Genomic DNA, 15,839 nt, shown 5'->3' with positions numbered 1-15,839 from the left:
GTGTTAAGTATGAGCGAATCTAACCAGGAATATATCGTAATCTCGGGTGCTAGGGAAAACAACCTCAAGAATGTATCCTTGCGCATTCCCAAGCGGAAGATCACGATCTTCACCGGGGTATCCGGTTCCGGTAAGTCATCGATCGTTTTCGATACCATCGCCTCCGAATCCCAACGTCTGCTGAACGAAAACTTCAGCATGTTCGTCCGCAACTTTCTGCCGCGTTTTCCGCAACCGGATGCAGACGCGATTGAGAACCTGAGCATGGCTGTTATTGTGGATCAGAAGCGGCTGGGCGGCGGTTCCCATTCCACGATGGGCACGATTACCGATATTTCTCCCATACTCCGTCTTCTCTTCTCCAGAGTGGGTCAGCCCTATGTTGGACAATCGCACATGTTCTCGTTTAACGATCCGCAAGGCATGTGTCCCAAGTGCAACGGGATCGGTCGCAGCCTGTGCGTCGACATGAGCAAGGCGCTAGACAAGTCAAAGTCGTTGAATGAAGGGGCAATCATGCTGCCAGGCTATACCGTGGACAGTTTTGATTGGACGATGATCGTGCAGTCGGGGCCCTTCGATCCCGACAAGAAGCTGATCGATTATTCGGAGGAAGAGCTGGAACAACTGCTGTACGGCAAGGCGAGGAAAGTGGCGACGCAGTTCGGCGGGAAAACAGTGAACATTACGGTGGAAGGCGTCATCGAGAAATTCACCAACAAGTATATCAAGCGGGATGTGAAAACGATGTCTGAGCGCACGCAACAAGCTGTTGCGCCGTACATCACCGAGGGTAGCTGCACCAGCTGCCGCGGCGCGAGACTCAGTCAGGCCGCGCTCAATTGCAGAATCAATGGACACAACATTGCGGAGCTCTCCTCCATGGAGGTCGGACATCTCATCCGCGTCATTCGGGAGATTGACGATCCTGTCGCCGCGCCTGTCGTTAAGTCGCTGACGGAGCGGCTGCAGCATCTGGTGGAGATCGGACTTGATTACTTGACGCTGGACCGTGAGACGGATACACTGTCCGGCGGCGAGTCGCAGCGCGTCAAGATGGTAAAGCACCTGAGCGGCAGTCTGGTGGATGCCACTTACATCTTCGATGAGCCCAGCGTTGGCTTGCACCCCCGTGACGTACACCGGTTAAACGGTTTGCTTCAGAAGCTGCGCGACAAGGGCAATACCGTGATTGTCGTCGAGCATGATCCCGATGTGATCAAGGTGGCGGATCATGTCGTCGACGTCGGGCCTCACGCCGGCAGCCGCGGCGGTACCATCGTGTATGAAGGAAGCTTCCAGGGCCTGTTGGAGGCAGGTACACTGACAGGTAACTATATGAAGCGGCCGCTCCAACTGAAGCACGATTGCAGGCAGCCATCCGGCAAGCTGTCCATTAAGGATGCCACACTACACAACCTGCGGAACGTGAGTGTAGATATTCCAACCGGAGTGCTGACCGTAGTTACGGGTGTCGCCGGGTCGGGCAAAAGTACGCTGATTAACGAAGTATTCCTCAGCCAGCATCAGGATGCGATCGTCATCGACCAATCGGCGGTAGGCGTGTCAACACGTTCGAATCCCGCGACCTACACGGGAATTATGGATGATGTACGCAAGGCGTTTGCTTCCGCGAACAAGGTGAGCCAAGGCTTATTCAGCTTTAACTCCAAGGGGGCTTGCGAGAACTGCCAAGGGCTGGGTGTTGTGTATACAGACCTGGCATTCCTCGACAGCGTGAAGCTGCCGTGCGAAGTATGCGGAGGCAGACGGTTCAAGGAAGAGGTGCTCGCGTACAAGCTGAACGGCAAGTCAATTGCAGAAGTGCTGGAGATGACGGTGGAGCAGGCATTGGATTTTTTCCAGCTAAAGGAGGCTGTGCGCAAGCTCCAGGCGATGAGTGATGTGGGACTGAACTATATTACACTCGGCCAGCCGCTCAGCACGCTCTCGGGCGGGGAATGCCAGCGCATCAAGCTGGCAAGCGAGCTGCATAAGAAGGGGAGCATCTACGTGATGGACGAACCGACGACCGGCCTGCACATGTCAGATATCGGTCACCTTCTGGGGATCATGAATCGCCTCGTGGATGCCGGCAATACGGTGATCGTCATCGAGCACAACCTCGATGTGATCAGCCAAGCGGATTGGATCATCGATATGGGACCGGACGGAGGCAGCAAGGGCGGCCAGGTGGTGTTCGAGGGCACACCTCCGCAGATCATTCAGGCGGAGCAATCAATCACGGGAAGATACTTGGTGTAATACATCAAGTCCACTTTAATCTGGGCTGCCAGCAGAATCGGCAGCCTTTCGCTTAAGTAACGGAGAAAACATAAACCGCATTCGCTCCGCAACATAATGCCTCTTGTACTGAGACTGCCATGAATAGGACACGGACGTCTAATGTATAAAGTTGCATACTTTTAGTTTTCTATGGTAGCATTCATATTAATTCCAATGAATGTAGGCGATTTTAATGACAGTCTGCTCTTTCCAACTAACCACTATATCAGAGACTTGGAAGGTATAATATCGGTTATCCCTTTATTACAAATCTATTCCGTGTCTTATCAAACGGAGGAAAAACAAATGTTCAGCTACTATAGTAATTTGTGTACGGTAAGCAACCGATAAACGGGAATCAGATATAGGCTGGGCCTCTTTCGAATGAAAGAGCAAATTATCTTGTACAATAGATGTAGCGTCCCCCATCCCGGCTGACAAACGTCGTCGACTCATTTATGTAAAGGAAGCGAGAGTGAAAATGTGAGGATTAGAGTAGCAAATGAATCAGATTACGCTGAATTAAGAATCATATACTTGGAATCACGTCGCAAAAATTTTCATTGGGCGGATATAGAAAAAATGACTTTGGAAGATTTTGACAATCATACTGTGGACGAGTATATCATTTTAGCGGAGGAGGATAATCATATTCTCGGATTCGCTTCATTGTACTTGCCAGATAACTTTATTCATAATTTATTTGTTCATCCCGATTTCTTTGGCAAGGGTGTTGGCGGTCTGCTGCTTGATGCCTCCATAGAAAAAATGAATAAACCATTAAGATTGAAGTGTGTATCTGAAAATCAAAAAGCGATGAAATTTTATGAGAATAAAGGTTGGAAAAAAGTCGTTGAAGAAGGTCATTCTGAAGAAAAATATTGGGTAATGATATATGAATAAAATCTGAGCTATGGGCGGGTTCCGAGCCTCGCTTTGATGAAATTATTTCGACTGATCCCCATTCTAAATGGCTCGACGAGAAATGTATTGTTGACCGACAATTTAATGAATAGCTTATCACATCGCCGGCTAAGGTGATGTTTTTTTTATTTTTTCTCGGCTACAAGTAAACAGACCAATCAAATATTTCGAAAAAAATTGCTGACAACGGGTCCTTATGCCGCAGCATCCTCTGAAGGATCGCTTGGTCAAGAAGTTGCTGCCATGGGACGGTCGTCATCTCGGTTTACTTATAACATTCATTCACCTTCAGTGTTGTTCTACCGGGATTATGGATTGCTCCATAGAATTAGACAAACGAATTTTGTATCATAACTGCGACTTCGGAAGCCGTATCTCCATTCTTACAAAAATGTAAGCGAGAAGATCAAAATGGTTAGACAAGAGTCATTCATTTTGCATGAAAGTCTCGTTTATAATACAGAAATAAATAATTTATTAAGGAGCAGTCAGATGAAAAAAATTATTGTTTTCGCGTTGGTTATCGTTATCTTTATAGGTATAGGATTTGGAGTAAAACGTTTTGTAGAAGGTCCATCGCAACCAGCTAATGGAATTTTAGTTACCGGCACAGAAAAAGATGTGAATAAAGTCAAGCAGTTGTATAAAGATAACAGCAAACAAACGATCGACTACAAAATGAAGTTGGTTACAACAAAAATAACCACTAAATTGTCAGAGCAAGATCAAAAAGAAACTGGTCAACAATTTGATACCCGAGAGATCAAGTATTCGGTTGTTAATCGATCCACAGCCGAGCAATTCGTCAAGAAGGGGATTATCAGAGCCAGAAAAGATCCTAACAGCTTGTCCACGATTTCAGAGCCTGTTACCAGCATAAAAGAATTATCTACTGGTCATAATCTGTTGTACTCTTTACATGATTCCGAAATGAAGAATGGTCAAATCGATTTGAACGGTCAGATGGTACCCGTACAATATGTTAAACATCAGGCATGGATCGGGTATATACCCACTTCGAACCTTGTTATTGTTGACGACCAAACTTACAACAAATTAACCGAAGCCGAGTCAACGATCACATTGATTCATTTTCAAAAGGGCGGTTTCGATTATAAGAATAAAAATGAGACGAACAAGATTCTAAAGGAAATCGAGAACGTCTATGCAGGCAGCGAAGACAAAGTGAATTTTGTAGATGTGCAACAATGAGCCGAATGTTGAAAGGACGGACGGAATGGAAATCGTACGGATGGAAAATGTAGATAAAAGTTATGGTGAAGGTAATAATAAGGTGTATGCCTTAAAAGGGATTAGTCTTTCTATTCAGCAAGGAGAGTTTGTCTCCATCGTAGGTGTTTCCGGCTCTGGAAAAAGTACACTGCTGCATATTTTAGGAGGGTTGGATCGGCCAAGTTCAGGACAAGTATTCATTGGGGATCATAATATTTATAATTATACAGATGATGAGCTTTCGATATTCAGAAGAAGAAAAGTCGGGTTTATTTTTCAATTCTTTAATTTGATCCCCGTATTGAATGTTCAGGAAAATATCGCTTTGCCTACGTTATTGGATGATGAACCGGTAGATATGGCGTATTTGAATGAAATTATTGAAATCCTGGGGCTTCTTGAACGTAAGGATCACTTGCCTTCTGAATTATCTGGCGGCCAGCAGCAACGGGTTTCCATTGGCAGGGCGCTTATAAACCGGCCGCATTTGATTCTGGCCGATGAGCCCACAGGTAATCTGGATACGCGAAATACGAAGGAAGTCATGGATTTATTAAGATTAACGGCCAAAAAATACAATCAAACTATTGTATTGATTACGCACGATCTAACGATTGCATCGGCTTCTGACCGAATCATCACGATAGAAGACGGTAAAATCATTTCCGATCAACGGCAGCTGAGAAAAAGACATAGGCTGGAGGAGAATGATTTTGATCAGCAGCTATAAACAATTAAGCAGCAAATATTTAAAGGGGAATATCAAACGAACCATTTTGACCTTGGTCGGAATCGTACTCTCCGTAGCGTTAATTTCTACGATCGGCCTGTTTATGAAAGGATCACAGCTCTCCCAAATCGAGAGCATCAAGAAATTAAATGGAGTTTCTTTTCATGCCATCATTTCAAATTACGATGAAGCGATATTAAATAAAATCAGATATAATCCCCAAATTGCATCGTTTGGTTTGATGTCTCAGGGTGGCATCGTTCCGGTTGGAGACATTTCTGTGCAAATGAATTTCGCTGATCATCGCGCCTTGGGGTTTTTAACCTACAGTCTCAAGGATGGCAAATTACCGGCCAATGACCATGAAGCTGTTGTCGATTCGTGGGCGCTTCCTTATATCAAAAACGATCTTCAGATCGGCGGCTCCTTTGAATTGGATGGAAAAACATATCAACTCGTTGGTTTACTGGATAACCGCGAGTTTACGCAGAAAAGTAAATTGGGCCGATTATTAACATATAAACGTGATTTTGCTCTTGGAGAAGGGAGGATATTAATTGAAATAAACCAGAAAGCGAACTTTAACGAGGTTTTAGATGAAATAAAATCAATTACTGAAGACAAAAATATTGATATCAATGATCAATTGATCAGAGTTTTGAAACCGGAATCGAATCAATCGATTCTGGCCATGCTAGTCATCGTCGTCAGTATTGTGGTGATCGCGACGGTTGTCGTCATCTACAACGCTTTTCAAATCAGCGTCGTAGAGCGGATGAAGCAGTTCGGCTTGCTCCGAAGCATCGGCGCTACGCGAAAGCAAATTAGGCAAATCGTTATGAGAGAGGCTGCCGTGATGGCTGTCATCGCCATACCGCTCGGGATTGTATGCAGCTTATTGGCGCTGGCTGCTCTCCAATCCATTTTCTTGATTTTATTAGAGGATGGTGCACGTGTTTCGTTCTTTCATATTGATTGGCAAATTTTATTGATCAGTTCGATCATTACCCTGACGACCGTATTAGCGTCAAGTTATTACCCGGCTTTTTTTGCGGGCAGAATATCCCCATTGCTGGCAATCAGCAGCAGGTTATCAATTAAGAAAGAAACAATCAAAAAACAAAAGAATACCGTGCTGAGAAAGCCTTTATCTTTTCCCCTAAGCCTTGCCTTGAAAAACGTAAAAAGAAATAAAAATCGTTATACGATTACTATCCTATCCATTATTATAAGCAGTGTATTGTTTATTACTTTCTCGTCTATAATGGATATCGCCTTTGCATCCAAATATGTGAACGATTCATCCACGAAATCGGATCTAACCATCGTTCTGAAACATGTTGGTCCTGATTCTTCAGTAGAAAGACAGCAAACCGGGGAACTATTGAAGTCGGTTGACAATGTATCCGAAGTTTACGAACAGGACTCCAGAATTAGAATCAATTTGAAGGATACGACTCAATCTCTCGCGACCGTTGCGAACATCCAGCAGACCGTTGGAACAAACCACGACATTACAATCATTAATCACCTGGATGAGAATAGAGCTAAGGATGAAGCGAAGCTTGTTATTAAAGTGCTTGTATATGGTTTTATTGCGGTCATTTCTTTGATTGGCAGTCTCAATATCCTCAATACGATTACGATCAGCATCATTATTAGACGAAAAGAACTGGCTGCGTTAAAATCCATAGGCATGTCACAAAGAGATTTGAAAAAAATGATCATCTATGAAGCGCTCATTTACGGATTTTCCGGAAGTTTGCAAGGGATCTTTTTCGGTTGTATACTTTCTTATATTATGTATTTGGCTACTTCCGGTATCATGAAAATCGAATGGTCAATCCCTTATGAGGCTTGTTTCATAACGTTTGTTTCCGCTTTGTTCATCAGTTACTTATCTGTTCTAGTTCCGCTGAGAAAAATCCAAAAAGATAATCTCATTGATGTTATCAGGGAACAATAATACCGAGGCCTGGCTATATTATATAGTCGGGCTGTTCTGATTTGTCCGTCGATGGCTGAATAGGGAAGAGCAAAAGGAGAGAACCTACTTGAATAAAATATTGCTTGTTGAAGATGATGAGGCTCTTGGTCTAGCCATTGAATTTTCATTGATTAATGAAGGTTATGAGGTGGTCAGAGCCTCTAGTGTAAAAGAAGCGAAACAGCAATTTGATCGTCATACTTTTGATTTATCTATCCTGGATATCGGCCTTCCAGATGGAAATGGCTATGATTTATGTTTGCATTTCAAAAAACAAAACGATTCGTCCGTTATTTTCCTAACCGCCCTTGATGAAGAAGCAAATGTGGTGATGGGACTCGATATCGGTGGGGACGATTATATAACGAAACCTTTTCGAGTCAAGGAACTCATGTCCAGAGTGAAAGTGCAATTGCGGAAACAAGCGCGGCTGGATACTTCTTCAGCGATCTTAACATCTGAGAACATAAAAATCGATACGAGCCAAGTCAAAGTTTATAAAAATCATGAAAGCATTCCATTAACGAATTTAGAATATAAGCTTCTGTTAACATTTATGATGAACGCCCACAAAGCATTAAAAAGAGATGAAATCCTGCTAAAAATAACGGTAGGAGATGATGTTTTTTTTGACGAAAACACGTTATCGGTATACATTAAGCGTTTAAGAGACAAAGTTGAAGATGACCCCAAAAATCCGCAGTTTATCGTCACCCAGAGAGGATTGGGTTATCGGTGGGATAAGGATGTGAGCAGGGAGTAAGATGATGAGAATTACCGAGTTGAAAGGCTATATGACGATACTGGCTGTTCTGTTCTCTCTATTTACACTTTACCAGTTTATTGAACATCAACTGTTTTATAATCAATTAAAGACCGATTCTATTGCAGCCTGGGGCGAAATTACTGCCAGATTGGTTGAACAACATCCCGAGAATGAAGCGGAAATTATGAAAGTCTTAACAAGCCATTCTTCCGATACAAGCAAGTATCAGGAACAAGGAAGAGAGATCTTTAGACAGTATGGATTGTATGAAGATTTGGAGACGGAGCTTTTTCCCCTTTTAAATAACCATATTTTCGGCCATAATCAATCTATTTTGTGGGGATTGATTTGTTTCGGATTGATGTTGTTTGGGGCAACCTTCATGCAATACAAGATGATCTTCAATAAAATTAACCAACTCGCTTCGGCGGCAAAAAAAATAATCGATGGGGATTACTCAGTTGTCATAAATGAAAATAAAGAAGGGGATCTCGCCAAACTGGCGGCTTCATTTCGGTCCATGAAAGATATTATTAGAAAAAGCATGCAGGATCTGCTTGAAGAGAAAGAGTTTCTAGGACAAATGCTGCAAGATATATCCCACCAATTAAAAACACCGCTTTCAACTATATCCATCTACAATGAAATGATGTTAAATGAAAATTTGCCCCGCCAGCAGCAAGTTCGACTATTGCAAAATAATGATGTTCAAATCTCCAGAATGAATGTCTTGATTCAAAATTTGTTGAAGATCGCGAAAATCGACGCCCGAGCTATATCGTTCGATAAAGAACCAGTAAATTTGGTGGAGACATTAGAGGAAGTTTTGGAGCGTCTGGCAAGCATGATCAGTGATAATCATATGTCGGTTGACTGGGATGCGCCGGAGGAAGTAGTCGTTGTTCACGATAAAATGTGGATGCAAGAAGCTTTGTTGAACCTGCTGAAGAATGCGATCGAGCATTCCAAACCCGGCGGCAAAATCAAGATTCAAGTCAAAGATACACCGATCTATACGGAATTGGTGATTCAAGACTTTGGAGAAGGAATTGAAGCCGAGGAGCTGCCGTATATCTTTGATCGATTCTACAAAGCAAGCGGTTCTAAAAAACATGATTCGGTAGGAATTGGCTTGGCGCTTGCCAAAGCCATTATCGAAGCACATCAAGCCTTGATTAAAGTTGAGAGTGAGAAATATGCCTATACAAAATTTACGGTTACCTTCATAAAATTTTAATTTTCAAACACCAAAAGGATAATAAAACAGTGCGAAGCCTTGTGAACATTAATTGCCGCGTAAATCGCGGCTTTGTTATTTTATGGGATTAAGTGTGTTCTTGTCATATGGCCGGCCCTCACTGGTACTAATAGAGCAGTCCTAATCATATTCTTATAAAAGGTAAAAATAGGAAGGAGGGCAAAGTTAAGTTGATAAAAGTCAAAGTTAGTTTAAGGCCCATTGTAAGTAAGATCAATTTACCTACGGTTTTGAAAACAACGATACTTCCGGGTGATTCAATTGAAAGCTTATTTATTGTAACCCAGGTAGGGGAGATCTTTTACATACGAAACGGAGTTATAAGAACTTTTTTTGATATTCGACCGCGAATCCTAAAATTAGGTCTTTCTAGTGGCGGATATGATGAACGGGGATTGCTAGGGCTGGCATTTCATCCCAAATTCTATTCTAATGGTTTATTTTATCTGCATTATTCAGTAGCTGGAACCCAATGTCCAGGAGCTTTTCCAGGTGCTCCTCAAGAATCTTTTAAACCTAACCCTTGCGATGCTAGAACCTTAAACCTAAAGTGGACAAATAAAGAAGTTCAATACGATCATATGGATACAGTTGAAGAATATATTCTACATCCGAATGGTCAACCTCAAAAAAGGCGGACATTACTTCATATAAGAAGACCATTTTTTAACCATAATGGGGTCAATAGCTTAAACTTTTCACCTGAAACAGGAAATCTTATTTTGACAACCGGAGATGGTGGATCTGGCTATGACCCATTTAATTTAAGCCAAGATGACATGGAAATCGCAGGTAAAATAATCGAAATTGATGTAGGTAAGCATACATTTATCGATAATCCGCCCGTAGTTACACGGTTTAATGAGCTACCCGTACCTATTCAGGAAACGCTTACGGTCATTGCCAAAGGAGTTCGCAATATACCGGGAATTTCATTCCAAAGGTTTTATAATCGGTATATCAAATATGTAGGCAATGTCGGACAGGATCTCGTAGAGTCGATTTTTTCGTTCATTCATTATAAACCAATACCGGTTACTCAGCTTATTCAAGCTTCTTTAATGAAATCCGAACCAGACTACGAAGGATTTATTAACTTTGGCTGGCGAGGGTGGGAAGGTGCTTTTCCTACTTCGACAATAACAGGCTGCTCTGCAAATCCGACTTTGAATGAGAAAACCATTGCTTATTACGATGAGGCAGTAAAAACTTCAGCGAGGCGTCTTCCGCCTCTAATTAGTTATTTTCATGAAGATCGCCGAACCGATAAGTTTAGAGCTACTGCACTTACAGGAGTCCAGCCCTATATGGGAAATGAAATCCCGGCTTTAACGGGAAACATTGTGTTTACCGATCTGGCTCGGGGGAAAGAATCTCAACTTCCGGTTCGAGGGGCTTTAGCTTATACCAGGGTAAGAACAGATTGTAAACTAAATGATTTTAGTGTTATTGAAACCGATTATAATTTTGGTTCTCAATCAGCTTATTATGTTAGTTTGGGAACGAATCTGAATCAAACCAAACTATATTTAGGGGTTCATGGCTCTATGAAAGTGACTGATTTTAACCAAGGTACCGTTTTCGAAATTGTTCCATGATGAATAACGATTAAATTCGGGCTTTTCCCACCCCATTGACATAAAGGACAACGCCCTGTTCATATTACTTATGAATGTGTGAACAAACTGGGATGAGGGGTGAAGGAGTCCTTTGCAGACTTTTCCTAATAAACTGGTCGTTTGAGAAGTCATTTGGGAAGAGATTTGTGCACATTTGTTCTGGAGGTTTCATCAGGTCATCGGGAATAGCCCGGAAGCTACGACTCTTTGGCAGCTCCAACAACAGAAAGCCCAAATCCTTGAAAAGCTGTTGAATTCATTTCAAATCCGCCGACCTCAAGCACCGATTAATTTAATGCTGTTTCATCGAAACCAAGACCTGCTGTTAGATGAGTTGATAGCAAGGGAAAATGAACTTTTGCTCCTTTATCAATCCTATCCATACTTTTTCACCGCATATCCGCATCTGGCGTCCACGTTTCAAGACCTCATAACTTTGCAAACCAATTTTATCCATACGTTAATCGCGTTAGCCACTCCATTTCAAACCGATTTGCCGCCTTTGGCGCCGCTTTTGGAAGGTCCGGTCGGAGGCCCGGATTATTGGCTGGATCCCAGCTACAGACTGGAGCCGGTTATTTCCGGACTCACCTATCCAACAAGTCTGGTGTTTGACGAGAATGGCGAAATGTATGTCGCCGAATCGGGCTATTCTTACGGCCCGGCTTATGCGAAGGGTAGAGTGCTGCATATTGATAAAGCCGGAAGAGTCCATGAATTTGCTGCGGGGTTTGAAGGACCATTAACAGGCATGTCCTGGTTCAGAGGGGATTTATATATTATTGAAGGCAGCTATGACGGTAAAGTGTACAAAGTCGGCCGCAACGGCCAAAAACAAGTGCTTATTCGCGGGGCAATAACGATCGGACGACACAAACATTGTCCGATTACTGATGTACGACAAGAACTTTGTCCTATTTTCGGTGGAACTACGACGAAGTCGGTTCGAACCATAGTTTTTGATGTGACGAATGATAACGGAAATCAAAAAAGAACCTGAAAAAATTCACCAGGTTCTTTTTTATATTGCACATAAACAGACGCGATGATATAATGAGATCACGGCTGTGTGTATTAAATGGACATAATAATCTTATCTTACAATCTTATTTTACCACGCCGGTAAGCTCTTGTCAAATGTTTTTTCTCATTTTAATGGTTAGGAGAGATGTGGAATGAGTTCTTTGGTTCTCGATTTTCAGGAAATGGAAAAGACGCAGCTTTTGCTTGTTGGCGGAAAAGGGTTAAATTTAGGGGAATTATCAAAAATTCAAGGAATACAAGTACCGGAAGGATTTTGTGTTACAACCGTGGGATTCCAAAAAGCCACCGAACAAAACGAAACGTATCATGCTTTGTTGGATCGACTCACCATGCTAAAAGTAGAGGATCGAGATCAAATCGGTGAAATCAGCGGAAAGATTCGACAAATCATTATGGAAGCAGAAATTCCTTCCGATGTGGTGAAAGCAGTTGCTCACTATCTCTCCCGGTTTGGCGAGGAACATGCTTATGCCGTGCGTTCTAGTGCGACTGCTGAAGATTTACCGCATGCCTCTTTTGCTGGTCAACAAGACACCTATTTAAATATCATCGGCAAAGAAGCGATCTTGCAGCATATCAGCAAATGTTGGGCTTCCCTATTTACGGATCGCGCGGTAATCTACCGTATGCAAAACGGATTCGAGCACAGTCAAGTTTATTTATCCGTTATCGTTCAAAGGATGGTTTTCCCGCAGGCTTCGGGGATTTTATTTACCGCTGATCCAGTTACCTCCAACCGAAAGCTGCTATCCATCGATGCCGGCTTTGGACTTGGAGAGGCACTGGTCTCTGGCTTGGTATCTGCCGATTGTTATCAAGTACAGGAAGGGAAAATCGTCGATAAGAGGATAGCGACCAAAAAATTGGCTATCTATGGACGGAAAGAAGGCGGAACAGAGACACGGCCGATCGATCCTGATCAGCAAAAGACACAAACCCTTACTGAGGAACAAATTTTACAATTAGCACGTATCGGAAGACAGATCGAAGCTTATTTTGGCTGCCCGCAAGATATCGAATGGTGTTTGGACCACGATACATTTTATATTGTCCAGAGTCGGCCAATCACGACTTTATACCCGATCCCTGAAGCGAATGATCAAGAAAATCACGTTTACGTATCTGTCGGTCACCAACAAATGATGACCGATCCCATGAAACCATTGGGATTGTCTTTTTACCTGTTACTAACTCCTGCGCCCATGCGTAAAGCCGGCGGAAGGTTGTTTGTTGATGTTTCACTTATGCTGGCTTCACCTTCCGGCAGGGATACTTTAATAAATGTGCTGGGAAAAAACGATCCGCTCATAAAAGATGCATTGACGACCGTTATAGAGCGGGGAGATTTTATAAAATCGATACCGGATGACAAGAAAGAACAGAGTAACGGTAAAAGCAATGAAGGTCCGGCGCCTGCGAATTATCAAACACTAAACGATTACGAGCCGACAATCGTTTCTGATTTGATTAAGCGAAGTGAATCATCGATCGAGGAGTTAAAACATAAGATCCAAACGAAATCAGGAGCGGATCTATTTGATTTTATCCTGGAAGATATCGAGGAATTAAGGAAGAGGAAGCTATCTGATCCACAAAGCTTTGGTGTGATTATGACTGCTATGAATGCTTCATCATGGATCAATGAAAAAATGATGGAGTGGTTGGGTGAAAAAAACGCAGCAGATACGCTGTCTCAATCTGTACCAAACAATATCACTTCGGAAATGGGTCTGGCTCTAATGGATGTCGCAGATGTGATACGTCCTTATCCGGAAGTCATTCATTATTTACAACATGTAAAAGATGATCACTTTTTGGATGAACTGGTTAAATTTAATGGCGGACAGGAAACCCGAGACGCGATCTGTGCTTATCTCAACAAATACGGAATGCGATGCGCCGGAGAAATCGATATTACCCGAACCCGTTGGAGCGAAAAACCAATTACACTTGTCCCCATGATTCTGGGTAACATCAAAAATTTTGAGCCTAACGCCGGAAAGCGGAAATTTGAGCAAGGGCGACAGGAAGCTTTGAAAAAAGAACGAGAGTTATTAGATCGATTGAAGCAGTTACCGGATGGCGAACAAAAAGCCAAAGAGACAAAACGAATGATCGACCTAGTCCGGAATCTCATTGGGTACCGGGAATATCCAAAATATGCATATATTAATCGCTACTTCGTTTATAAGAAGGCTTTACTGAAAGAAGCCGAACAACTCGTACAAGCGGGCGTTGTTCGTGAACAAGAAGATATTTATTACCTCACTTTTGAAGAGCTTCACGAAGCCGTACGCACCAATAAATTGGATTACAAGATCATCGGCAAACGAAAAGACGAGTACAAGTTATATGAAAAACTAACGCCGCCACGTGTTATCACGTCTGATGGCGAAATCATTGCAGGCAAGTACAAACGAGAAAATCTCCCAGCTGAAGCTATTGTAGGTCTGCCTGTTTCTTCCGGAGTGATCGAGGGGCGAGCACGTGTCATCTTAAATATGGAAGATGCCGATCTGGAAGATGGAGATATATTAGTCACCGCGTTTACTGACCCTAGCTGGACACCGTTGTTTGTATCCATCAAAGGCCTAGTCACCGAAGTTGGCGGACTGATGACCCATGGAGCCGTTATCGCACGTGAATATGGCTTGCCAGCAGTTGTCGGAGTGGAGAATGCTACCAAACTGATAAAAGACGGGCAACGAATTCGCGTGCATGGAACAGAAGGGTATATCGAAATATTGTAATGGCTGAATACGTCAAGTAAGTTAAAAAAATACTATTTATCATCGGAAGCCCATATGTTTCTGTCGCGAGGCAACGACAAAAACATGTGGGCTTATTCGCTTTGCGACACAAACGTTATCGCAACCTTGATCTAAAAACTTCTATGCAATAAACTCCAACACCTTCCAGGCACATCGGATTCAAACATTTCAATGCTTCCTGTATCGGCCATTGTCACGTAGCAAGTTCTTCCATCTGGACCCCCAAACGTAAGGTTGGTACAGTTTTTACCAATAAGGAAAATTTCGCTTAGCAAAAGACCATTAGGGGATATCTTCGCCACCACACCTTTGCCTGGGCGAGTAACAAACAAATTGCCTGCCACATCACAGCGCATTCCATCAAGTTCAAAATCTCGAAACTCTACCAATAAGCGTTTATTACTCAATTCAAAAGTACTTGACAGATCATATACCCATATTCTTCTTTGCAATGATTCATTTACGTATAATTTTTTACCGTCAGGACTAACTTCAATTCCATTCGTCGTTCCCATATTCCTTTCTAATAAATACGTATCTCCATTTGTATCAATACGCCACAATTGTCCCTTATTTTGTTGGAGCCAGTTGGGGTCACTAGCGAATAAAACACCTTGTTCGGTTATCGCTAAATCATTAGGCTGGTTCATTGCAGGGTCATGAGCATGTACACTGATCTCTTTCGTTTCAAGGTTAACGGCGAATATATTATGTTTTTTATAATCTGCAATGTACATAGTTCCGTTAGGGTCAATACGTGTCCCGCATCCGATACTGCCCGTAGGCAATTCAATAAAGACACTGCTTTTTCCATTTGGGGTTACTTTGCCAACCGTGCCATCTCTTTGAAAATTAACGGCATAAATATTCCCGTTTTTATCGCATGAAGGACCTTCTATTTTACGTGTAAATCCATCCGTTAAAATATTGCTCTTAAATAACTCAAATCGCATGGTTAAAATCTCCTTTCCTTAATAAAGGATTCACTTAGTATCTTTATTTTCCGCTAGTCAAAAAAAGTACGTTTAATGAAAAAATTCTCTTATCGAAAAAACGGATTTGTCGGGTGACAAGAACTTGACTCATTCCCGATGAGTCTATGTGAACTAGAATCCTCTCAGCTCCGGGAGCGGGGGACAAAGACCGAGCAGTTAACCAATGGAAAGCTGAGCCGTAAGGCTATATTGCCAGCCCTGATTGGTACTAATAGAGCAGTTCTAA

The 15,839-nt window shown here is 42.5% G+C and carries 11 protein-coding genes; 10 read left to right on the top strand and 1 reads right to left on the bottom strand.

All coding sequences use genetic code 11. The annotated features are described in order from the left end of the window. Nucleotides 1–9: 9 nt before the first annotated feature. The 10 genes from QMG93_RS02510 (at nucleotide 10) to ppsA (ending at nucleotide 14,597) form a co-directional block, all read left to right on the top strand. On the top strand, nucleotides 10–2,265 hold the full coding sequence (locus QMG93_RS02510) for an excinuclease ABC subunit UvrA (RefSeq protein WP_281933319.1): 2,256 nt from the start codon (nucleotides 10–12) through the stop codon (nucleotides 2,263–2,265). A gap of 504 nt (nucleotides 2,266–2,769) precedes the next feature. Next, nucleotides 2,770–3,189, top strand: coding sequence for a GNAT family N-acetyltransferase (locus QMG93_RS02505; protein WP_281933318.1), 420 nt, complete (start codon nucleotides 2,770–2,772; stop codon nucleotides 3,187–3,189). A gap of 513 nt (nucleotides 3,190–3,702) precedes the next feature. Beyond that, on the top strand, nucleotides 3,703–4,422 hold the full coding sequence (locus QMG93_RS02500; protein ID WP_281933317.1) for a lipoprotein BA_5634 family protein: 720 nt from the start codon (nucleotides 3,703–3,705) through the stop codon (nucleotides 4,420–4,422). A gap of 25 nt (nucleotides 4,423–4,447) precedes the next feature. Further along, the gene (locus tag QMG93_RS02495) at nucleotides 4,448–5,173 is read left to right on the top strand and encodes an ABC transporter ATP-binding protein (RefSeq protein ID WP_281933316.1); all 726 of its coding nucleotides are present in this window, start codon (nucleotides 4,448–4,450) and stop codon (nucleotides 5,171–5,173) included. Beyond that, on the top strand, nucleotides 5,157–7,139 hold the full coding sequence (locus QMG93_RS02490) for an ABC transporter permease (protein WP_281933315.1): 1,983 nt from the start codon (nucleotides 5,157–5,159) through the stop codon (nucleotides 7,137–7,139). Before QMG93_RS02495 ends, QMG93_RS02490 begins: the two co-directional genes overlap by 17 nt. Nucleotides 7,140–7,227: 88 nt before the next feature. Then, nucleotides 7,228–7,923: a response regulator transcription factor gene (locus tag QMG93_RS02485; RefSeq protein WP_281933314.1), complete on the top strand. Its 696-nt coding sequence runs from the start codon at nucleotides 7,228–7,230 to the stop codon at nucleotides 7,921–7,923. A 4-nt stretch (nucleotides 7,924–7,927) separates the two neighbouring features. Then, nucleotides 7,928–9,163, top strand: a complete 1,236-nt coding sequence (locus QMG93_RS02480; RefSeq protein ID WP_281933572.1) for a sensor histidine kinase — start codon at nucleotides 7,928–7,930, stop codon at nucleotides 9,161–9,163. Nucleotides 9,164–9,354: 191 nt separating this feature from the next. Further along, the gene (locus tag QMG93_RS02475; protein WP_281933313.1) at nucleotides 9,355–10,782 is read left to right on the top strand and encodes a PQQ-dependent sugar dehydrogenase; all 1,428 of its coding nucleotides are present in this window, start codon (nucleotides 9,355–9,357) and stop codon (nucleotides 10,780–10,782) included. A 175-nt stretch (nucleotides 10,783–10,957) separates the two neighbouring features. Continuing rightward, nucleotides 10,958–11,803 carry a hypothetical protein gene (locus tag QMG93_RS02470; protein ID WP_281933312.1) on the top strand — a complete coding sequence of 282 codons (846 nt, stop codon included), beginning with the start codon at nucleotides 10,958–10,960 and terminating at the stop codon, nucleotides 11,801–11,803. Between the two features lie 175 nt (nucleotides 11,804–11,978). After that, nucleotides 11,979–14,597, top strand: coding sequence for a phosphoenolpyruvate synthase (gene ppsA, locus QMG93_RS02465; protein WP_281933311.1), 2,619 nt, complete (start codon nucleotides 11,979–11,981; stop codon nucleotides 14,595–14,597). Nucleotides 14,598–14,728: 131 nt separating this feature from the next. On the opposite strand, the gene QMG93_RS02460 is transcribed toward ppsA, so the two are convergent. Next, nucleotides 14,729–15,571, bottom strand: a complete 843-nt coding sequence (locus tag QMG93_RS02460) for an SMP-30/gluconolactonase/LRE family protein (protein WP_281933310.1) — start codon at nucleotides 15,569–15,571, stop codon at nucleotides 14,729–14,731. Nucleotides 15,572–15,839: the final 268 nt, after the last annotated feature.

The sequence above is a fragment of the Paenibacillus tyrphae genome (assembly GCF_027925525.1).
Classification (GTDB): Bacteria; Bacillota; Bacilli; order Paenibacillales; family NBRC-103111; genus Paenibacillus_G; species Paenibacillus_G tyrfis_B.
The sequence above is the reverse complement of the archived record's forward strand: the minus strand, read 5'-3'. Positions and strand labels throughout refer to the sequence as shown.

What these genes read in the sequence shown, in the direction of transcription:
- QMG93_RS02510 (WP_281933319.1), top strand. Translation starts at nt 10, where the DNA reads ATGAGCGAATCTAACCAGGAATATATCGTAATCTCGGGTGCTAGGGAA.
- QMG93_RS02500 (WP_281933317.1), top strand. Translation starts at nt 3,703, where the DNA reads ATGAAAAAAATTATTGTTTTCGCGTTGGTTATCGTTATCTTTATAGGT.
- QMG93_RS02495 (WP_281933316.1), top strand. Translation starts at nt 4,448, where the DNA reads ATGGAAATCGTACGGATGGAAAATGTAGATAAAAGTTATGGTGAAGGT.
- QMG93_RS02480 (WP_281933572.1), top strand. Translation starts at nt 7,928, where the DNA reads ATGAGAATTACCGAGTTGAAAGGCTATATGACGATACTGGCTGTTCTG.
- ppsA (WP_281933311.1), top strand. Translation starts at nt 11,979, where the DNA reads ATGAGTTCTTTGGTTCTCGATTTTCAGGAAATGGAAAAGACGCAGCTT.
- QMG93_RS02460 (WP_281933310.1), bottom strand. Translation starts at nt 15,571, where the DNA reads ATGCGATTTGAGTTATTTAAGAGCAATATTTTAACGGATGGATTTACA.